This is a genomic window from Pseudoteredinibacter isoporae, assembly GCF_040372805.1.
In the GTDB taxonomy this organism is placed as follows: Bacteria; Pseudomonadota; Gammaproteobacteria; order Pseudomonadales; family Cellvibrionaceae; genus Pseudoteredinibacter; species Pseudoteredinibacter isoporae_A.
In genome coordinates, this window is the sequence record NZ_BAABWJ010000011.1 from 113857 (window position 1) to 134478 (window position 20622).

19 protein-coding genes and 1 tRNA gene are annotated in these 20622 nt (G+C 51.2%); 13 read left to right on the top strand and 7 right to left on the bottom strand.

The features are described from left to right. Positions 1-85 precede the first annotated feature (85 nt). From ABWW03_RS18120 to mutY, 3 genes are all read right to left on the bottom strand, one after another. Positions 86-161 (bottom strand) — tRNA-Phe (locus ABWW03_RS18120). A 123-nt stretch (positions 162-284) separates the two neighbouring features. Beyond that, positions 285-557: an oxidative damage protection protein gene (locus tag ABWW03_RS18125; protein WP_353410743.1), complete on the bottom strand. Its 273-nt coding sequence runs from the start codon at positions 555-557 to the stop codon at positions 285-287. A gap of 71 nt (positions 558-628) precedes the next feature. Continuing rightward, a complete protein-coding gene (gene mutY / locus ABWW03_RS18130) occupies positions 629-1705 on the bottom strand; it encodes an A/G-specific adenine glycosylase (protein WP_353410745.1) in 1077 nt (358 codons plus the stop codon). Positions 1706-1841: 136 nt separating this feature from the next. Here mutY and ABWW03_RS18135 point away from each other — a divergent pair, with 136 nt between their 5' ends. The 7 genes from ABWW03_RS18135 (at position 1842) to gcvH (ending at position 8020) form a co-directional block, all read left to right on the top strand. Continuing rightward, positions 1842-2918 (top strand): extracellular solute-binding protein, encoded by a 1077-nt coding sequence (locus ABWW03_RS18135; RefSeq protein ID WP_353410747.1) that lies wholly within the window; start codon positions 1842-1844, stop codon positions 2916-2918. A 73-nt stretch (positions 2919-2991) separates the two neighbouring features. Further along, positions 2992-4704 carry an ABC transporter permease gene (locus ABWW03_RS18140; RefSeq protein WP_353410750.1) on the top strand — a complete coding sequence of 571 codons (1713 nt, stop codon included), beginning with the start codon at positions 2992-2994 and terminating at the stop codon, positions 4702-4704. A gap of 218 nt (positions 4705-4922) precedes the next feature. Next, positions 4923-5627: a DUF481 domain-containing protein gene (locus tag ABWW03_RS18145; RefSeq protein ID WP_353410752.1), complete on the top strand. Its 705-nt coding sequence runs from the start codon at positions 4923-4925 to the stop codon at positions 5625-5627. 96 nt (positions 5628-5723) lie between these two features. Next, positions 5724-6302 carry a PhnA domain-containing protein gene (locus tag ABWW03_RS18150; RefSeq protein ID WP_353410754.1) on the top strand — a complete coding sequence of 193 codons (579 nt, stop codon included), beginning with the start codon at positions 5724-5726 and terminating at the stop codon, positions 6300-6302. 32 nt (positions 6303-6334) lie between these two features. Beyond that, on the top strand, positions 6335-6499 hold the full coding sequence (locus ABWW03_RS18155) for a hypothetical protein (protein WP_353410756.1): 165 nt from the start codon (positions 6335-6337) through the stop codon (positions 6497-6499). A gap of 8 nt (positions 6500-6507) precedes the next feature. Further along, complete coding sequence (gene gcvT, locus ABWW03_RS18160; protein WP_353410758.1) at positions 6508-7596, top strand: glycine cleavage system aminomethyltransferase GcvT; 1089 nt, start codon at positions 6508-6510, stop codon at positions 7594-7596. 34 nt (positions 7597-7630) lie between these two features. Then, positions 7631-8020: a glycine cleavage system protein GcvH gene (gene gcvH / locus ABWW03_RS18165; RefSeq protein WP_353410760.1), complete on the top strand. Its 390-nt coding sequence runs from the start codon at positions 7631-7633 to the stop codon at positions 8018-8020. Between the two features lie 76 nt (positions 8021-8096). Here gcvH and ABWW03_RS18170 read toward each other — a convergent pair whose 3' ends face one another. Next, positions 8097-9476 (bottom strand): serine hydrolase domain-containing protein, encoded by a 1380-nt coding sequence (locus tag ABWW03_RS18170; RefSeq protein ID WP_353410762.1) that lies wholly within the window; start codon positions 9474-9476, stop codon positions 8097-8099. 266 nt (positions 9477-9742) lie between these two features. Between ABWW03_RS18170 and rpsF the strand changes: the two genes are divergently transcribed. From rpsF to rplI, 4 genes are read left to right on the top strand one after another with little or no spacing between them, the layout of a single operon-like run. After that, positions 9743-10186, top strand: a complete 444-nt coding sequence (gene rpsF, locus ABWW03_RS18175) for a 30S ribosomal protein S6 (protein WP_353410764.1) — start codon at positions 9743-9745, stop codon at positions 10184-10186. An 11-nt stretch (positions 10187-10197) separates the two neighbouring features. Then, positions 10198-10425: a 30S ribosomal protein S18 gene (gene rpsR, locus ABWW03_RS18180; RefSeq protein WP_166843595.1), complete on the top strand. Its 228-nt coding sequence runs from the start codon at positions 10198-10200 to the stop codon at positions 10423-10425. A gap of 8 nt (positions 10426-10433) precedes the next feature. Continuing rightward, positions 10434-11297: a hypothetical protein gene (locus ABWW03_RS18185; protein ID WP_353410766.1), complete on the top strand. Its 864-nt coding sequence runs from the start codon at positions 10434-10436 to the stop codon at positions 11295-11297. A gap of 39 nt (positions 11298-11336) precedes the next feature. Then, positions 11337-11783, top strand: coding sequence for a 50S ribosomal protein L9 (rplI, locus tag ABWW03_RS18190; protein WP_353410768.1), 447 nt, complete (start codon positions 11337-11339; stop codon positions 11781-11783). A 107-nt stretch (positions 11784-11890) separates the two neighbouring features. Here rplI and ABWW03_RS18195 read toward each other — a convergent pair whose 3' ends face one another. Beyond that, complete coding sequence (locus tag ABWW03_RS18195) at positions 11891-13120, bottom strand: alpha/beta hydrolase (RefSeq protein ID WP_353410771.1); 1230 nt, start codon at positions 13118-13120, stop codon at positions 11891-11893. A 275-nt stretch (positions 13121-13395) separates the two neighbouring features. Here ABWW03_RS18195 and ABWW03_RS18200 point away from each other — a divergent pair, with 275 nt between their 5' ends. After that, positions 13396-15525, top strand: a complete 2130-nt coding sequence (locus ABWW03_RS18200; protein ID WP_353410773.1) for a winged helix-turn-helix domain-containing protein — start codon at positions 13396-13398, stop codon at positions 15523-15525. A 14-nt stretch (positions 15526-15539) separates the two neighbouring features. On the opposite strand, the gene ABWW03_RS18205 is transcribed toward ABWW03_RS18200, so the two are convergent. Both ABWW03_RS18205 and ABWW03_RS18210 read right to left on the bottom strand, forming a co-directional pair. Further along, complete coding sequence (locus tag ABWW03_RS18205) at positions 15540-17261, bottom strand: RDD family protein (protein WP_353410775.1); 1722 nt, start codon at positions 17259-17261, stop codon at positions 15540-15542. A 3-nt stretch (positions 17262-17264) separates the two neighbouring features. After that, complete coding sequence (locus ABWW03_RS18210) at positions 17265-18953, bottom strand: Hsp70 family protein (RefSeq protein WP_353410778.1); 1689 nt, start codon at positions 18951-18953, stop codon at positions 17265-17267. A gap of 221 nt (positions 18954-19174) precedes the next feature. Here ABWW03_RS18210 and dnaB point away from each other — a divergent pair, with 221 nt between their 5' ends. Beyond that, positions 19175-20620, top strand: a complete 1446-nt coding sequence (gene dnaB / locus ABWW03_RS18215) for a replicative DNA helicase (RefSeq protein WP_353410780.1) — start codon at positions 19175-19177, stop codon at positions 20618-20620. Positions 20621-20622: the final 2 nt, after the last annotated feature.

Genomic DNA, 20622 nt, shown 5'->3' on the forward strand with positions numbered 1-20622 from the left:
AATAAAGTGGGGATTTTGTCGAGGCACAAAAAAGCCAGGACAAATGCCTGGCTTTTTAAGGTGCTGATTACACAGCAATTGTATATGGTGCCCGGAGGCGGAATCGAACCACCGACACGGGGATTTTCAATCCCCTGCTCTACCGACTGAGCTATCCGGGCAACTATTACGGGTTGCTCCCGTAAAGAGGCGCGTATTAAACCTGTTCATTGGCTTGGAGTCAAGGGTTTATTCAAGCCTTTCTTTTTGTTGGCTTTTTTGCCTAATTTTTGTGCTTTTGGGGCTTATTCGGAAGGGGGCACGTAGCCTTCGATATCGTCCACTTCTTCGCCGCTGAAGAACTTGTCCATTTGCTCCATGAGATAGCTGCGGGCGGTCATGTCCATCATGTTCAGGCGCTTTTCATTGATCAACATGGTTTGGTGTTGCATCCACTCCTGCCACGCTTGCTTGGAAACGTTTTCGTACAGGTCCTGACCTTTGGGGCCGGGATAGGGTGGCTGGTCTAGGCCTTCCAGTTCTTTTTTGTGTTTGCGGCAGAAAACCATACGGCTCATGGCGATATCCTTCTATTTAAGGGAGGGGGATTTTACCTCCCTTGTTGGCGTTTGCCCATATTGGTGGCGGCTTATAAAAGCTTCTGTTGCAGCTCGGCCACGGTTTGCAGCAGTTTGACCACCGGTGCGGCCAGACCCAGCTCGCCGGGTTCGGCCGGGTTCACCCATTGCTGTTTGCGTTCAGCCACCGTGTTGCCGGGGTTAACCTGTACCAGCACTGGGGTGATATCCAAGTGGTAGTGGCTGAAGGTGTGACGGTAGCTGTCCCAGCGTTCTGTGGCAGGTTCGTCTTTGCTGAGCTGCTGTTCAAGGCAATGCTGGCTGATGTCGGCACCGCTCTCTAATTCGGGCAGGCACCAGAGGCCGCCCCATATGCCTTGGCTGGGACGTTGCTGTAAGAGTATATCTCCCGCCGGGTTTTGCAGTATGAGCATTTGGCAGCTGCGCACGGGTTTTTCTTTTTTGGGTTTTTTGCCGGGGTAGTCCTGGGGGTTGCCTTGGCCGCGAGCTTGGCAGCTGTCTTCCAGTGGGCAGGCATTGCACAAGGGCTTTGTGCGTTTGCAGACGGTTGCGCCTAAATCCATCATCACCTGGGTGTATTCGGGGTTGCGCGTATTCGGGGTGTAGTGCTCGGCAATTTCCCACAGTGCTTGTTGCACTTTGTTGTTGCCGGGCCAGCCCTCCACAGCGTGCAGCCGGGCCAGTACGCGTTTTACATTGCCGTCTAAAATCGCCGCTGGCTTGCCAAAGGCAATGGAAGCAATGGCGCCGGCAGTGGAGCGGCCAATGCCAGGCAGTTGTTCTAAGGCTTCGACGGTGTTGGGGAATTCCCCTTGATGTTGTTCGCAAACCGTTTGGGCACATTTATAGAGATTGCGGGCTCGGGCGTAGTAGCCGAGCCCGGTCCATAAATGCAGCACTTCGTTGATATCGGCCTTGGCCAGGCTTTGTACATCGGGGAATTTCTGGGTAAAGGTCTCGAAATAAGGAATCACGGTGGCAACTTGGGTTTGTTGCAGCATGATCTCGGAAAGCCATACCCGGTAAGGGTTAATGTTCTGTTGCCAGGGAAGCTCTTTACGGCCGTGTTCGTCGTACCAGGCGAGTACTAATTTGGCGAAGAGTTTGGGGTCCATTAATTTGGACATAAAATCATCAGTCTAATCAGTTGTTTATCGTGTTTGCTAGTGTACCTGTCTCGTCACTTGATTGTCCTCATTGCATTGCTGAATAGTAATCTCTATCATTTGCATCTTTCTAATATCCCCGATATATGAGGTTGGCATGAAGGCATTCGATATGAAGGCAAAATGGGCTCCATCCCTGGCGTTGATGGCCGTTGCGGTTGCTGGCTGTAGCCAGAAGAATGAAGGCGAGCAAGCTGTGGTAAAAACGGCAGAGGCTGCGCCTGTTGCGGCTGCCGAAGCGCCCGTTGTGACGGTGTATTCTTCCCGCAAGGAGCATTTGATCAAGCCTTTGTTCGATAAGTACCGCGCTGAGACCGGCGTTGATGTTCGCTACGTGACTGACAAGGCCGGCCCATTAATGGAGCGTTTGTCTGCGGAGGGTGAATCGACACCTGCAGATATGTTCATGACAGTAGATGCTGGCAATCTGTGGCAGGCCAGCAACAAGGGTTTGTTTGCCGCTTTGGATTCCGCTTCTCTGGAAGCGTCGGTGCCTGCTCATTTGCAGGCCGAGAACAACGATTGGTTTGGTCTGTCCATTCGAGCTCGCACTATTGTGTATTCGACCGAGCGTGTAAACCCAGAAGACCTGAGCACCTATGAAGCGTTGGCGGGTGACGACTGGAAGGGTCGTTTGTGTCTGCGTACTTCCAAAAAGGTATACAACCAGTCTTTAGTTGCCACCATGATTCGAACTCTGGGTGAAGAAAAAACAGAAGAGATTGTGAAAGGTTGGGTGGCTAATCTGGCGACTGAACCATTCTCTAACGATACTAAGGCCATGGAAGCGGTAGCCGCGGGCCAGTGTGATGCCACTATTGTGAACACGTATTACTTCGGCCGCTTAAAGAAGAAAAACCCAGACGTGGCGCTGGCGCTGTTCTGGCCGAATCAGGACGATCGCGGTGTGCACGTGAACATTTCCGGTGCGGGTATTACCAAGCATGCGAAACAACCTGAAGAAGCACAGAAGCTGTTGGAGTGGTTGGCCAGCGATAAAGCTCAGGGGCAATTTGCGGAGTTGAACCACGAATACCCGGTGAACGCCTTGGTTAAGCCTTCCGAAACTGTTCAGGCGTGGGGCGAGTTCAAAGCTGATCTGGTGAATGTGGAAGCGGCCGGTAAGCTGCAGGCGGACGCGGTGAAGTTAATGGACCGCGCCGGTTACCGTTAAGCCGTTCTGTTTTTCTTGCGGGCAAACACAAGCTGCGGCTATTGTCGCCGCTTGAAACCCGCTAGAATGGGGCATGAGTGAAATTGCCGTGCCCCAGTCCTCCCCAGATCAATCATCTAATGATCCCATTCAACAGCCACCTTCCCAAAAAGAGTCTGTTCTTGTGAGCGTCAAACGCGCGCAATGGCGACGTCATTTCTGGCGCTTACCGGCCTGGTTTGCGGCGGGTATTGTGCTGATGCCCATATTGGTCATTGTGCTCAGTTGGAGCAGTGATCAAAGCGATATTTGGGCGCACCTGATTCAAACCCAGTTGGGCACTTTATTGAGCAATACGCTTAAATTGTGTTTAGGGGTCGGTGCCGTTTCCATCTTTTTAGGTGTGAGCCTGGCTTGGCTCATTTCAGTGTGTGAATTCCCAGGCCGTCGTTGGTTGGATTGGGGGTTAATGTTGCCCTTGGCAATCCCGACTTATGTGGTGGCTTTTGTTGCTCTGGGCTTATTTGATTTTAGCGGGCCCGTGCAAACAACTTTGCGAGAATGGTTCGGCAGTGACTTTCGTGTACCGTCGATTCGCAGCGCCGGCGGAGTGAGTCTGGTGTTGAGTGCGGTGCTGTACCCCTATGTGTATATGCTGAGTCGCAGCGCCTTTATGAGTCAGGGCCGAGGTTTGGTGGATGCCGCCCGTATGCTGGGGCGGACTCCTTTGCAGGCGTTCTGGCATGTGGCCTTGCCGATGGCTCGTCCGGCTATTGCTGCCGGTGTGGCTCTGGCTCTGATGGAAACCCTGGCTGATTTCGGGGCTGTGGCGGTTTTTAATTACGACACCTTTACCACAGCCATTTATAAATCCTGGTTTGGTTTTTTTAATCTCCCTGCGGCCGCACAGTTGGCATCGGTATTGTTGCTGTTTGTGGCGCTGGCGTTGTTTGCAGAACAGAAAGCCCGTGGTGGTGGTCGTCTGTTTGAGGTGCCGGCGCAGGAGCGCGAACGTTTTAAGTTAAAAGGCGTGCGAGCCTATCTGGCAACGGGCTATTGCACCTTGATTTTTGTTCTGGCGTTTGTGGTGCCGGTTGGCCAATTGCTGGCGTGGGTGGTAGAAACTCGCCTCGGCGAGTTGGATCAGCGATATGTGGATCTCATAACGCACACCTTTTTATTGGGTTTGATGGCCGCTCTGCTCACCGTGGGTCTGGCGACCTTGGTGGCCTTCGGTCAACGCCAGTTGGGTAAGATTGCCGCCCAGGGGTTTTCCATGCGTGCGGCCAATCTGGGTTATGCGCTACCGGGGACGGTGCTGGCGGTGGGCATTATGCTGTCCTTCGCGAAATTGGATGCCTGGTTGGTTGCCCCTGTACGTGCGTTTCTGAACTTGCCGCCTCAACAGATTCTGGTGGGCAGTGTGTTTGCATTGGTGTTGGCTTACTGCGTGCGCTTTTTTACCGTCGGCCTTGGGCCCATTCAATCTTCCTTTGAGCGTTTAAAGCCGAGCTTCCAGGAAGCTGCTCAAAGCTTGGGGGCCAATAAATGGCAAGTGCTTTGGCGGGTGTATCTGCCGATGCTTTCCCCGGGGATTCTTTCGGCGCTGCTGCTGGTCTTGGTGGATGTGATGAAAGAAATGCCGGCCACATTGCTGCTGCGCCCGTTCGGTTGGGACACCCTCGCTGTGCGCGTGTATGAGATGACGTCCGAAGGCGAATGGGAACGGGCCGCTTTGCCCGCGCTCACCCTGGTACTCCTAAGTTTGGGGCCAGTGGTGTTGATGATCCGGCGTTCGCGGCGTTAAGTGCCATGAAAACTTTTTTTGTCTGTTACTAATTCCTGAATTTAAAACCTGTGTCAAAGGGTTCATTTCTAGTTCAGTCTCAGAAGGTATCTTCTGCGCCCTCGACTAATCGTATTTTGTAGGCTTTACTTGCAGCCATTGTCTGTAGGGCTTTTAAGCACTGTTCGTTTTTGTTCGATTTTCAATCCTTTTTAATTAGGTAATACAAGCAGGACATTATGTTGAAACTAAACAAAACTCTTTTCGTGGCCACGTTGCTGGCTTCCAGTTTGAGCGTCGCCGGTGAGTGGAAAGGCGAGGGTGATCTCGGCTATAACAGTGTGGCTGGCAACTCGGAAAGCGAAGCGCTGGCCGTTAAATTGCTGATTGCCTATGTGCAAAATGATTGGACGCACAAGGCCGAGTTTACCGCGAATACCGCATCGACCGATGATCGAACCAGCGCAGAAGCGTACAGCTTTAACTTCAACAGCCGCTATGAGTTTAATGCCGATGTTTACGGGTTTGGTAACTACCGTTATCAGGATGACCGTTTCAGTGCCTTCGAATACCAGTCTTCGGTTGCGGCGGGTGTGGGGTATCACTTCATCAAAACCGAAGAAACCATTCTGGACGGTGAAATCGGTGCGGGTTTCCGCAGCAGTGAACGCCGCGACACCCAGGAAAAAGAAGATGAAGCGATTATTCTGGGTAAGGTGACGTTTAAGCAGCAAATTACCGACACCACCAAATTCGAAAGCTATCTCTTGACCGAAGCGGGTGATGAGAACACTTATGTAGAAGGTGAGGTCGCGCTGAAAGTGGCCATGACCGAACAGTTGGCGTTGAAGGTGGCCTACTTGGCCAAGCACAATACCGATGTCAGCCCTGGCACCGAAAAGACTGACCGTTACACCACGGTATCCTTGAACTATAACTTCTAAGCGCTTGTCTTTAAGTGCTGAATCGTCTGGTCTTCCCGCTCGTGCGTGAAGGCCGGGCTTCCAGTAGAATGCGCGCCATTCTACTGGAGTTCTTTTATGAGTACCTTACAATCCCTGCAGCAGCGCGCTGAGAATAAGTGCGAGCTGTGCTCGGCAACGAGCGATCTGGATGTTTACCCCGTTCCCCCTAAATCCCAATCCACCGTGGATGACAGTCTGCTGGCCTGTGCGACTTGCCGCGCTCAACTGGATACTCCCGAAGCAACCGATCCGAACCACTGGCGTTGCCTGAACGACAGCATGTGGAACCCTAACATGCCCGTGCAGGTAGTGGCCTGGCGAATGTTGACGCGCTTGCGCTCCGAAGGCTGGCCTCAGGATTTGTTGGATATGATGTATCTCGAAGGCGATGACTTGGTTTGGGCCCAGGCCACCGGTGAAGGCTTGAGTGAGGAAGACCAGGTAATCCATCGCGACAGCAATGGGGTTCAATTGGCTGCGGGCGATAATGTTGTGCTGATTAAGGATCTCAATGTCAAAGGCGCTGGCTTCACCGCCAAGCGAGGAACTGCCGTGCGTGGAATTTCCCTGGTGGCCGACAACGCCGAGCACATTGAAGGCCGGGTTAACGGCCAGCAGATTGTGATTCTCTGCCAGTACGTGAAAAAGAGCTAAAAGGCCTGATTTAGCGCCGGGAAGCAGAGGCTGTGGTGGGCGTTTTTGTGGTGATTGCCTTTGCCGCCAATACCAGTACAATGCCGGATTTCTATTATTGGAAACACAATGTGCACGATGGGAAACTTGCCGATTGGCCGATTTTCTATGCCGTGCCGCTGATTTTGTCTCCCCTGGGCTGGGAATCAACTAAATAGGTAGGGTAATGGGTAATAAGACTGCATTGTTCGCTGAGCACGAAGCCGCCGGCGGCAAAATGGTGGATTTTGGTGGCTGGGATATGCCAATCAACTACGGCTCCCAAGTTGAAGAGCATCACAAGGTTCGCCGTGAAGCGGGCATGTTTGATGTCTCCCATATGACCATTGTTGATGTTCAGGGTGCCGGCGCTAAGGATTTTCTGCGCTACCTGTTGGCCAATGATGTTGAGAAAATCAGCAGTGTTACCGGTAAGGCCATGTACACCGGCATGCTGAATGAGCAGGGCGGTGTTATTGATGATTTGATCGTTTACAACATGGACGGTTGGTACCGTACGGTTGTGAACTGCGCCACGCGCGAAAAAGATCTCGCCTGGATGGCTGAGCAAGCCAAGGGCTTCGAGGTTGAGCTGAGCGAGCGCCCTGAACTGTCCATGCTGGCCGTGCAGGGCCCCGAAGCGATTGCCAAGGTGGCCGAAGTATTGGGTGGCAACAAGGCTGAGGTGGTGAATTCCCTGTCTGTTTTCCAAGGCCTGGAAGTTGATGGCTGGTTCTTGGCTCGCACCGGTTACACCGGTGAAGATGGCCTGGAAATCATGGTGCCGGAGGCCGCGATTGTTCAGTTCTGGAAAGACCTGTTGGCGGTTGGTGTGGCCCCTTGTGGTTTGGGTGCACGCGATACCTTGCGTCTGGAAGCCGGTATGAATTTGTATGGCAGCGATATGGACGACACCATTCTGCCAATGGCGGCGAACATGTCCTGGACCATCGCCTGGGCACCTGAGGAGCGCGATTTTATTGGTCGTAAAGCTCTGGAAGCAGCCAAGGCTGAGGGTGTAAAAGAGAAGCTGGTTGGTCTGGTGATGGAGCAAAAAGGTGTTTTGCGCGCCCACCAAAAAGTTGTGGTGCCCGGTGTTGATGCAACGGGTGAAATCACCAGTGGGACATTTTCGCCAACTTTGGGCTATTCTATTGCCATGGCCCGAGTACCGAAAGAAATTGGGGACACTTGTTTCGTTGAAATGAGAAACAAGCAAGTTGAAGTTAAGGTAATTAAGCCGAGCTTCGTCCGTAACGGTAAGCAAGTTTTTTAATTAATTAGAGATAGACATAGCAGAGGATGAATCCATGAGTGAAGTGCGCAATGAAATTAAGTATCTGTCGAGCCATGAGTGGGCTCGCGTAGAGGCTGACGGCACGGTAACCGTTGGTATTTCCGATCATGCGCAAGATAGCCTTGGCGATGTGGTGTACGTTGAAGTGCCAGAGGTAGGTGCCCAGGTGAATGCCGGTGAGGAAGCGGGTGTGGTTGAGTCCGTAAAGGCGGCTTCTGATATTTATTCACCGATTACCGGTGAAGTTGTCGCGGTGAATGACGCGCTGGAAGATGAGCCCGAAACTGTGAACAGCTCACCATACGATGATGGTTGGTTCTTCAAGGTGAAGCCGAGCGATGTATCTGAGCTGGATGCTGCTTTGGACGCCGATGCCTACCGAGCGGCCTGCGAAGACGCTTAATGTGTGGTTCGCTGACACAAAAAAGCCGGACTTTTTAGTCCGGCTTTTTTGTGTTGCGTGTTTTTGTCGCTCTGGTTTATTGCTGGTTTTCCAGCGCGGCCAGGATATTGGCGAAGTGCCCGTTCAAGTCAAAACGTTCGCCATTGGACCAGCCCAGTCGAACCATCACCAGCTCTTTTGATGGGATGATGACCACATACTGACCATTGTGGCCTGACGCCAGATACAGGTCAGTTGGCAGGTCTTTAAACATGCGTCGGCTGTTGTCGTCTTTAGCGCCGGCGTTGAGCCAAAACTGTCCGCCATATTCTCCCTTAGGTGCCGCATCAATCGGTGCTTTTACAAAATCGACCCAATGTTCAGGGACAATCTGCTGGCCGTTCAGTCTGCCGCGTTGCAAATAGAGCTGACCAAATTTGGCCCACTCCCGCGCGGTCATATAAAGATAGGAGCTGCCGACAAAGCTGCCGCTGGCGTCGGGCTCGAAGATGGCACTCTGGATGCCGCTGGGCTGAAACAGTTTTTCCTGGACGAAGCGATAATAGTTTTCACTGCCTCCCAGTTTGTCGAATAACCAGCCTGACAAAATGTTGGTGGTGCCGGAGGAGTACACAAATTTTTCTCCTGGGGTGGCTTCCACTTCGGCGGCAGCGGTTCGTGCGTATTGGGCCATGTTGTCTTCAAAGAACAGCATGCGAGTGGCGTTATCGCCGGGCTCGTAACTTTCATCAAAAGCCAGGCCGCTGGCCATATTCAGCAGGTGACGCAAATGGATATTTTGTCGCTCATCGTTTTGCCATTCGGCAAAACCTGGAGGTTGATCGATGTTCTGACCCTGTTCTTCTAACCAGATGCCGATCAGGCTGGAGGTGACGCTTTTGGCCATGGACCAGGACAGGAATGGGCTGTTTTGCTGGAAGCCGGGGGCGTAGGCCTCACCAATGATTTTCCCTTGGTGAACGACCAGCAAAGCACGGGTGTCGATATGGGGCTTGTCTTCGTTTTCTTTAACAATGTTTTCGAGAAGGTGCTGAATGCGACCGTTTAACTCAAGCTCACCCCATTGGAAGCCCGCTTGATGGGCTATCTCTGGTGCCTCGAATGTTGGGGCATCGTGGTGATACAAGCTACAGCCAAAATTAGGGTTGTATTTGGCCTTCTGGCTGAACAGTCCGAAACTGCTGACTTCGACTTCTTCGGTCTGTTGGTTAACGTCAAAGCTGCTGTAGTGGGCCAGGGGGTGTGAGGTCAGAACATCTTGCTGGAACACGTCGTTCGCATCCCGACCTGCGACAAATACGCCAGAGCACAGCAGTTTGGCACCAAGACCATTGATGACGGTCGGGCCATAGCGCAGATAACTGTAGGCTTTCGGGTTGGCCAGGAAGAAGGCAATGATGGCGGCAATCAGTGCAAGGCAGATAGTGCGCGTTAGCGAGCGCCCGGAGATTGGCATGGTCGAATCCTTTTCGGGGTTATTGTGTCTTGATTATTGGTTTCAAGGTCTTGTTGGAGGGCAGATGGTATCACTTGGGTCTTATAGGACAAGCCTCTGAAGCGGGCTCCACACAAAGATGTTTGATCTTTATACAGCCTAAGCATATAATGCGCGCCCCTTATTTTTGGCCAGGGGGTCCGGTATTCCGGATCAAAGCAAATATGGCCTCTCCTTGCCTTACCGTGATATTTGTCCGCGGGAGGCTTAACCCGTAAGGAGCACATATGCGTCATTACGAAATTGTATTTCTGGTTCATCCGGACCAGAGCGAGCAGGTGCCCGGCATGGTCGAGCGTTACACTGCTACTATCGAAGCCGATGGTGGTAAAGTGCATCGCTTGGAAGACTGGGGCCGTCGCCAGTTGGCTTACTCCATCAACAAGATCCACAAAGCTCATTACGTTCTGATGAACGTTGAGTGTGGTGAAGGTGCTTTGGAAGAGCTGACCACCAACTTCCGCTACAACGATGCGGTTCTGCGTAACCTGGTTATCCGCTCTGATGAAGCGATCACCGAGGAATCTCCAATCGCTAAGGCTGATAAAGAGCAACGTGAGCGTAAGCCACGTGGCGAGCGTCGCGAAGAGCGCCCAGCCCAACAAGAAGCCCCTGCTGAAGCGCCAGCTGCTGAAGAAGCTGCTAGCGAAGAAGCGGCTAGCGAAGAATAAGGAGACTGATCATGGCACGTTTTTTCCGTCGTCGTAAGTTCTGCCGTTTCAGCGCCGAAGGCGTTAAGCAGATCGACTACAAAGACTTGGATACTTTGAAAGCCTACGTCTCTGAGACAGGCAAAATTGTCCCAAGCCGTATTACTGGTACCAAGGCTAAATATCAGCGTCAGCTGGCCACCGCTATCAAGCGCGCTCGCTACTTGGCTCTGCTGCCTTACACCGACAGTCACGAATAAGAAGCCCTGTGCGCGCCCTTGCTGAATTCATAATGCGAGGACGTTTGCAGGCGTCAGTGGCCGCCCTTATTGGGAGCTGGTTCCCACTGATTAGCCCGGCAACGGTAGCTTTGGTTACTCTGCGTCGGGGCGCCAGCGACGGTAGTTTAATACTGTTGGTGGCGATGTTGCCGGCACTGCTGGCAATCTTTGCAAGCGATTTGGGACCGTTAATGTCCCTGGTCACTATGCTGAGTTTGCTCCTGGTGTTTGGCGTTGCGCTAATATTGCGCCGCAGCATCTCCTGGGCCGCTGCCATTATGGCAATGGTGGCCCTGAGTTCCGCCGCCAGCTTGCTGTTAGGGCAAGTGATTCCAGCCCCGGTTGAGGGTTTGGTGGAAGTGTTGGGAGATCTGTTTAAGGAAATACAAGCCCAGGCCCCGGAGGGCGAGCCACAAGCTCAACTGCCGGTGCCGGGAGAGAGATTTGCCTTAGGCTTAATTGCCTATGTGTTAGCTCTAAGCAGTATTGCCAGTTTGATTCTGGCGCGCTGGTGGCAATCCCTGTTATACAACCCGGGTGGGTTTGGTGAGGAATTCCGTCAGCTAAAGCTTAATCGAAGCAGTGTTGTTATCAGCTTCGTGGCCGCTTGGTACTGTTTTAGCCAAGGTAGCGATTACGCGATCTGGGCAAGTTTGTTTGGTTTTCCTTTGTTGCTACAAGGTATCGCCATCGTGCACTTTGTAGTTAAACGGCGACAAATGGGGGTGCAGTGGTTGGTGCTGATGTATTTGGCACTGATATTTGCAAGCCCTGTGGCACTGGTATTAACGCTACTGGCGGTTCTGGATTCGTGGATTGATTTTCGTGGGCGTCTGTCACAAAGCAGCTAGGCTGCAGACGGGCCCACCTAACAAAAGAGGGTTAACGAGATGGAAGTTATTCTGCTCGAGAAAGTAGGTAAGCTGGGCGGTATCGGCGATCGCGTTGAAGTGAAAGCTGGTTTCGGTCGTAACTACCTGGTACCACAAGGTAAAGCTGTACCTGCTACCAAACAAAACATTGCTGACTTTGAAGCACGTCGCGCTGATCTGGAAGCGGCTGCTGCTGAGAAGAAAGCGGCTGCTGAAGCTCGCGCTGAGCAGCTGAATGAACTGACTGTAACCATCGAAGCCAATGCTGGTGACGAAGGTAAGCTGTTCGGTTCTATCGGTACTCGCGACATCGCTGATGCAATCAGCCAGACTGGCGTAGAAGTTGCCAAGTCTGAAGTTAAATTGCCAGAAGGTGTTCTGCGTGAAGTTGGCGAATATCAGATTGATATTCAGCTGCACGCTGAAGTTACCGTGGCGATTACTCTGAACGTTGTGCCTGAATAAGACCAACGCTCAAGTCGCATAAAAACCGCAAGCGTCGTATGAGGCTTGCGGTTTTTTTATGCCTGTTCTCAGCAACGCAATATCTCATTTGAATAGCGGAAAACGGATTACTTTGTCAGCCTGCTAATGGCCTGTTGGTAGGTGGTGGCGTCGGGGCTGCCGGCTTTGGTGCGTGTAAGTGCACCTCGATAATATTTCAAGGCGTCTTGATGTCGTATCATTGATTCGTAGGTCTGGGCCAGTCCGCCCCAATATCGATGATCGTCCGGGCGATTCGACAAACCCGATTGATACAATTGCGCAGCACGCTCAAATTGTTGGTTGTTGAAAAAGAATTGAGCAAAAAAACCATACCAGCCGGTCGCTTCAAATGGCCCCAGTTCCTTCTCAAAGATCGAAAACAGGCGATAGTTATTTTCCTGGGCCGCGTGACGGAACATACTGAACTTCGCCTGCTCACCAACGTCCGCGCTCACGGAATAGCGCTTGGCGCGTTTGCGGTAATACGCCTTCACCGCTGAAACGCCGCCAAACTGCTCGATATCGTCCAGCGAATAAAACGTGAGGTCGGGGTAGTCTGAAAAATACCATTCCAGCCCATGACTCAGGCTTTCCAATGGCGTTGTATGATGGTCGTAGCGAATCGAAAAGCGGTCGAAATGGCTGAACTTCCAGCGTATCCCTTTGGGCTGATATTTCTCGAACATAGTCGCCATGGTGGTGTGCCCTGACAGAGTGTGTGTTTCCATCTTGCCGAGTGATAGATAGACGTGAAGATTTAGCGTGTTGGCACGTTTCAGATTCTCTTCAAGTGTTGCTAATTGTGCCTCACTGTAGTGTTGCCCGCTGGCCAGAAAGTAGGCTTCAAACAACTCGGGAGCAGCGTTAAACAGGTCGAGACCGAACATGGCTGCAAATTGCCAACCAAAATACGCCCTTTTTTCATTGCTGGGATAATGTGTGTCTACATAGGGAATGATTGCATCGCGAATCAATTTAATGGTTTGGTTTGCATCCGTTTGCAGAAAGTGCTGTCGGCTCATAGCCACGTTGCTGGTATTGATGCCGACCACGATATATTCGGGGCTGATGTTGGCGCCATCACGCAGTGTTTTCTGGTAACCAAGTGCGCTGTAGAAGTAACGCTGGCTGTCCATAACGTATAAAACTGGGTAGCGTTTTGATTGTGTGGGACTCTTTTGTGTTTCGGAAGGCTGTTTGTTTGCGCTTTCGGGCAAATAAATATCAAGGGATACGTCCTTGTTGACCCTGACGTGCTGAATTTCGGAGCGAGGCTCCAATACTTCAAAGGTGGTGTCGGCGGCGAGTGCAGGCAATGTAAAACTAAAAATGAAGCACAATAGAAAAGACCTGAAATGCTGACTTCTTAACGGCATATAAATGACCTTGGCGTAATGTGGGAAACCGGGTGCTGAATCGAACACCTGGGTGGAGCAAGAAGGGTAGGCTTCTGGGCGATAAAAACTTGAGTTTGAGCTGATTTAAAGCTGATTTTTTATGAGAGAAGCGCAAAATGACTCGGTGAGGTGCTATTTTGGGTTAGTATTTGCCGCCTGACACACAGTGAAACCATGGTTGATGTTTATTCCCTATGCAAAAGCGTTTTTGGATAAATGAAACTCAAGCCGATACCGCACGAAACACCTTGAGTCGACATGGCGAGGAGATTTCGCTTCAGCCGAAAATGATCGCAGTGCTGAGCATTCTCGCTCGCCATCAAGGTGACGTGGTGAGCCACAATCAATTAATGGATGATGTGTGGCCAGAGGCGGAAGTAAGCCCCAACACATTGCAGCGCTGTATTGCGCAGTTGCGTAAGGCCTTGGGTGACGACAGTCGGGCCCAAAAAATCATCAAAACCCATTCCAAGCAAGGGTACAGCCTTGAAGCTCAGGTGAGTTGGGGGAATGAGCATTCCTTGAAAAATGTTGCCGAGCCGCAGTCAACGAAACCGTTGTATCTTCAAAAAGAACACTCTCCCTTTATCCTGTCAGTGGCGGTGATTACCTTAATTCTGCTTGCCTATTTCATGACATCGAATGACCGTTCACTGAAGTACCAACAGGTGAGTATGTTAACCACAAGCGATGAGAAGGAATATTTCCCGAACTATTCGCCGGACGGTCGTTATCTGGTTTTTCATCGTTACATCGGCGCATGTGAAAATCATCTTTGGGCGAAGGACCTGGAGACTCAGCAGGAGTATCCATTGACTCGAACGCCAGGGATATACGCCAGTCACAGTTGGTCCGCGGATGGGAATCAGCTCGCCCTGATCAAGCAGGAAAAATGTCTTCAGCTTTCCGGTCAAAACGACAGCTGTTGGCGTTTGTTGACAGTGGATTTTGCGCAAGCATTGCAACAGCCCATTGATCCGGTGGAGCGGCTAGGTTGCGATTCCCACTTTATCAGCACCGTTGAGTGGATGAATAACGGCAATATTCTACTGCTGAAGGAGATGCCTCTAAAGGACACTGATGCCAGCGAATTCAGGCTTATGTTGTACGATGTCCGAACAAGGCAGTTGAGTGATTTCTACCGTCCCAAGGCGGGAAAGCTGTACGATTTCACCTATTCCAAAAAGCTGAATCAATTGGTTGTTATCAGCAAGGATCAACACCTGAAACACTTTATTGAACGGCTTGATGCTCAAGGGACGTTGCTGGAGCGAAATCAAATTGAAACGTTGTCGACGGATTCGGTCTTTCAGTCCTACAGTGCGAGCTTTCATCCCAGTGGCGAGTTTTTAATCACAAACTTGCAGAGCGGTTTGCACCAAATGTCATTGGAGGGTGAACTGTTCAAAATAGAAACGCCTGATAATTTGGCTTTGTCTGCTCCGCGCTATCATCCGAGTGAACGTAAAATTGTCGCTACGAGTGGCGTGGTGGATATGGATATTGCCCGTATTGAGTTGGCGGCGTTCACTTCCCATGGAGGCCGTGGTCGAGTTAAACCCCCTCTCGTAGGGTTCAATCAGGTTCACTTGCCCTTTCCAAGTATCTCGAGGTCGACGCGTACTGAATCCCATGCGAGATTTCACCCGGATGGGGAAACGATTGCGTTCGTCTCTCAACGCGGTGAAGGTGATCAGTTGTGGCTTTACGAAAATGGACAAAGTCGCCAGCTCAGCCATTTCAAACAACCGTCTTCCATACGCAGTCTTACGTGGTCACCGGATGGAATGCGTGTTGCTATTGTGAGCAAGGACAAGGTCCTTATTTTTGATTTGGATGGAAAGGAAATGCCGCTGAGCCTGGATAGGCCAATAAGGCGGCTGTTTGAGTGGACAGCACAAAACCAGTTAATCGTGTCAGCGAGCGGAAAAACCTCACGCGAGCTTTCTTTGGTCGATGTAAACAGCGGGAAGGTGTCTGAGCTTGGATATGCAAATGCCCAGTTTGCGCGCCAATACCAAAAAGGTTTACTGCTCATGGATGCCCAAAGCCGCCTTTGGGTGGTCGATGGTGAGGGAAAACGTCAAATCAATATTCCTTCCAATATGCTCGCGAGCCCCCCCGTTTTGTCAGACGACAAGAGCTTATACGGCCTAAGTCATGAGGCACAACTGTGGCGATTTGATTTGACGACACAAAAACTGGAAATTATTGCCACAATTGATGAGAACGTTTGGTGGCTGATGGATGAAAGTCAAGGGCAGATACTAGCGGCTCAAGCTATATCTGCACGAAAAGAAATTGTCGAGTTGTCGCCAAGATAAACAGCGACCACTACTTACTGATTCGTTGGAGAGCTGGGAGGTTTTTTTACCAACAGACTGTTGTTGAAATACTGCCATACAAAAAAAGCGATGGCTGGAAGAAGAATCATAAGTTGCCATTCATATTTTCCGATAATGACCGTTTGATTCCAATGCGCAAGAAGGGCTGACACACTGAGGCATATGAAACCTGATGCTCTTTTTACGGCGTCTAGAAGAGACGGACGATTGCCTTGCATATCGACGATTCTATAACGAAGAATAAGTTGCCCGATGGTTCCTTGCAATGGGCTGGCAACCATCGAAATGTAATACAGAAGCCCAATTATCGAAACATACAGAGGGTCAAGAATGACAGGAGTTTTGGTGCTGAATGCGCCGATTAAAAACGATAAACAGAAAAAATCGATAGCTCCTGAAAAGATCGTATGAGGAAAAATTTCTTTTTCCCTTTTGAAACCTTTTAGCCGAGGGGCGGTGTGGACGAGCTGTGTATTGTTGAGTGTCTTCCAGCATAAATATGAGATTGCTGCGACTCCCCAGCTCGTAAATACAGCAACATCCTTCGATAGGTCTATGTCGTATAGACGAATAAATACCACACAAAGTAGAGCAATAAAGAGTCCTGAGCCCCTTTTGATTGACTCCATGAACGAAGGGCGTGCTCCCGTCATGGTGAATACTTTGCGGTTAATCATTGTCTGGCCGAGAGTGGCTTGCATTGGGCTGGATATAGTCGCTATATAGTAGACAATTGCGGCTATAGGGAGTGTATCGGCACTAAAGAGCGCCTGGATAACGGAGCCGTCCAACAATGCGTAAAGTAGACCGAATACAGCAATGAGTATGCTGGCATCAGCAATAAAAGCGAGCAGCCCATACACTTGTATGCTTTGCTCCGCATCGGGCTCCTTAGGTGGATTGGGTGTCTGCGCCACGGGCACAACCCCATGTAAATCCTGCACTCGATTATACAAAGTCTGATGATGGTTGTAGGCTGGCTCTCCGGGATCTTGCAGATGCTCAAACCAGTTAAAAATGGAATCCAAAAAGTCTAAGACTTCTCGAGTGATATCGGGGCGCTTGCCTTTGAACTCAGGCGATTGTGAGTCGGCTAAGCGGTGGTACACCAATCGGCTGGCCTCAATCCAGAAATCGTAGTCATTAAGTTCAGGAAACTCATTGAGGAATAACCAGGAGTAGAGTTGTTTGCACTGCTTGGGGGTGGCCAGCAATTGTGTCAGTTTATCGTCTAGTATTTCCAGTTGATGTTGATAGTGTTGTGCGATCGCTTGCTGCTCTTCGCTCAACTCGTCTTCATTGGCGTCTTGTTGTTCAATTGGGGTTTGTGGCAGTTCCGTGTGCTCTTCGGTTTGTTCGGAGTCTGGCAGCTGCCATTGTTCCTCACCGGAAAGTTCGGAAGGCCATGGTTCTGCTAGAGCAGATTCAAGAGTGCTGGAGTCGCTTGTCCGTTCCCCGGTTTCCTGTGAGCTTGCCTGAGATATATCGGCGGCGTTTGCTTCCATAGCCATGGCGTTGTCTTGTGCCTGAGGTTCACTCTGGTTGCCATTCTCCCATTGCTGCTCTTCCAAATCATAAAGTGCTTGTTGGTAGGCGTTGTATAGCTGCTGAAACTCGCCGGGGCTTTCATCAACATCGATTTTTTTGAGGGCTTTGGCGTAAGCCCTTTTGATGTCTCGTTCGTTGTGTCCCGGTGGCAAATCAAAAATATGCACGGTTTAAGTCCACTCCTGCTCTTCAATATGCTTCAGCAGTTTTTCAAGGTTGTCTTTGGTCGTTTGAATGTTGCGCTCATTTTGTGATTCCAGAGCGGCTTGAAACAGTCCAATGTATTCCTTGATGTGGTCGCGGGCTTCTCCTAGGGTCGAGCTGTAGGCCATCTCCGCCCGAGCTTGCAATTCACGATTGGCCTCGCTGTCACGGGGGTGGAACTTCAGAGATTGAATTTTACGGATGACTTTTTGAATTTCGGACTCGGAAAGGTGGTTGGCCGATTGTTCAATGACTACGGAAACTTTCTTGCCACTGCTATGCACCTGAACGTCTGCTTCAATAATGCCACTGCTGTCGTGGGTCAGGCGCACATCAATGGCTTCCTCTCCCGCGGGGGCGGGGGGCACCGGCGCATTCAGTTTGCCAATGTGCACATTGTTTCGAACGTAAGGGTTTTCCCCCTGAAAAATATTCACCTCAATTTCGCGTTGTTGATCATGGGCGGTGTAGATGGTTTTTACACGGCTTGTTGGGATCGTGGTGTTGCGTTCGATGATCGGTAAAAAATAACTGCCTTTATTCGGCGCGTCCTGGTTAATAACATCAATGCCTAAGGTGTAGGGGGAAACATCCGTTAACACAAAATCATCCAGTGCCTTGTCTTTCGCCACCAGCCCGGCTTGAACAGCGGTGCCCAGGGCAATAGCGGTGTCGGGATCAATTTGGCTTGAGGGAAGGCGCCCTAGTAATTTGGTGACCATGGATTTAAAGGGGTGTAGGCGGCTGGAACCACCAACCAAAATCACTTCGTCGAGTTTTTGGGGGTGGAGGCCGGCATCATTGAGCGCTTGACGAATAGGACGTTGCGCGCGCAAGAGGAGGTGTGAGCAGGCGGTGTTAAACCAATCCAGACTGTAGTCGACAGAGTAGCTCTTGCCCTTCACTTCAAATTCCAGCCTCTGGCTGAAGTTGGGGCCGGTTTGGCGTTTGGCGGCTTCAAATTGTTGTCTGATTTTTTCCAGTTCGCTGGCGTCGACTTTTTCTGGCGTCAGTTCGTGTTGCCAAAGTGCCTTCTTCACCAAAGCCTGTAGGAAATCTTCGCCACCTAAATGGTTATCACCAGCGGAGGCGTGAACTTCCATAATGCCATCGAAGTACTCAATCAAAGTAACATCGAAGGTGCCGCCGCCCAGATCCAGAATTAAAAAGTGACCTTCGGGCTTTTCGTGCAGACCAAAGGCCAGGGCGGCGGCTGTGGGTTCGTTGATCAGACGCTTAACGTTGAGGCCGGCCAATTCACCGGCTTGTTTGGTGGCCAGACGCTGACTGTCGTTAAAGTAGGCTGGTACGCTGATGATCGCTTCATCAATGTGCTCGCCCGTATAGACTTCGGCATCTTCTTTCAGGCTGCGCAGAATCAAGGCGGATAACTCCGCTGGTGAGAGCTGTTTGTTTTCCAGCTTGGCTCGCTGTTCGGTGCCCATAAAGCGTTTAAAGTTGGCGATGGTGGCTTTGGGGCGGTTGTAGAGTTGGGCTTTGGCCACCTCTCCAACACTGAGGTGTGATTTGTCGATATGAACAACAGAGGGGGTTAAATATGCCCCCAAGCGATTGGGGATCAGTTTTGGCCCGTCTTCCGTCCAGACGGCACAAGCACTGTTGGTGGTTCCCAAATCAATCCCTAAGAGTGCCATAGAGCTTCCTTTTCATTCCTTTTGGTTTCAGGTGGCGAATCATAACCCAGCTTTTGTAGAAAAATCAGGGTGTTGATTCGACAGTTGAGAGTAGGGGATGCCGCTTTGCTTGAAAATTGTACTCTCGACTGATTTTGACGCTGCTGGTAAGGGCCGCTGCTTTTTAATAAACTGTCGGGCTGTTTCTCCAGTCATTACCGTCGCCATTTGGGCCAATATTCATGTCAGAAAGCTATTCCAACCCATCCGAAAATGAAGCCTCGGTAGAAATGCCTCATTCTCTGGAATCAGAGCGTGCCGTACTCGGCGGCCTGATGCTGGATAGTTTGAAGTTTGATGCTGTGGCTGAAGTGCTGGGAGAGAAGGACTTCTACAGTGAAGTCCATCGCTTGGTTTTCCAGCGCATGTCCGAGCTGATTTCGGCTGAGAAGCCTCTGGATATCATTACGGTGGCTGAGGAGCTTGACCGTTATGATGAACTGGACCGCTGTGGTGGGCTGCATTTCCTGACCGAATTGGTGGATCAAACCGCCAGTGCCGCTAACGTGGCGGCTTATGCTCAAATCGTGCGCGAACGCTCGACACTGAGACAGCTGATTTCCGCTGCAGGCGAGATTTCGCGCAGCAGTATGTCGCCAGCGGGTATGGATTCCGATGACCTGCTGCAGTTGGCCGAGCGCAGAGTGGCTCAAATTGCTGAAGAGCGCCCCAAAGAGGGGGGCTTTGTTGGTGCGAACGACCTGTTGAAGGTGACGGTCGAGAAGATCGACACTTTGTTCCGTTCCGACAGCGATATCACCGGTCTGTCGACCGGTATCGATGAATTGGATCAGCGGACTTCGGGTTGGCAGCCAGGGGAAATGATTGTGCTGGCTGCGCGTCCTTCCATGGGTAAAACGGCTTTGGCACTCAACTTTGTTGAAGCCTCGATCATGACGCAGGAGCGCCCGAGCCTGGTCTACAGTATGGAGATGCCCGCCGATGCCTTGATGATGCGTATGTTATCGTCCATTGGCCGAATTGATCAGGGCAAAATTCGAAACGGTCAGCTGACGGAAGAGGATTGGCCCAAATTGTCTGCGGCGGTGGCCAAGATCAAGGGGCGCCCCCTTTATATTGACGACACGCCCGGTTTGAGTCCTCAGGAAGTTCGGGCGCGAGCTCGTAAGGTGGCTCGTACCCATCAAAACCGATTGCTGTCGGAAAATCCCAATATGAGTATTGAGGATGCCGAGGCCCAGAGTATTCCAGGCATGATCATGATCGACTACCTGCAGTTGATGCAGGTGCCGGGTAGCACCGAAGGTCGAACCCAGGAAATCTCAGAAATTTCCCGCTCTTTGAAAGCCATTGCGAAAGAGTTCAGCTGCCCGGTGATTGCACTGTCGCAGCTGAACCGTGGTGTAGAGCAGCGCCCCAATAAGCGCCCGATGAACTCGGACTTGCGTGAATCTGGAGCGATCGAGCAGGATGCGGATGTGATCCTGTTTATTTATCGCGACGAATATTACAACGAAGATAGCCCCGACAAAGGCATTGCCGAATTGATTGTGGGTAAGCAGCGTAACGGTGAGGTAGGTACGTCAAAAGCCGCCTTTGTGGGTAAGTTTACGCGCTTTGAGAATCTGGCTCCTGATTACTATCAGCAACAGGATCCAGGATTTTAGTG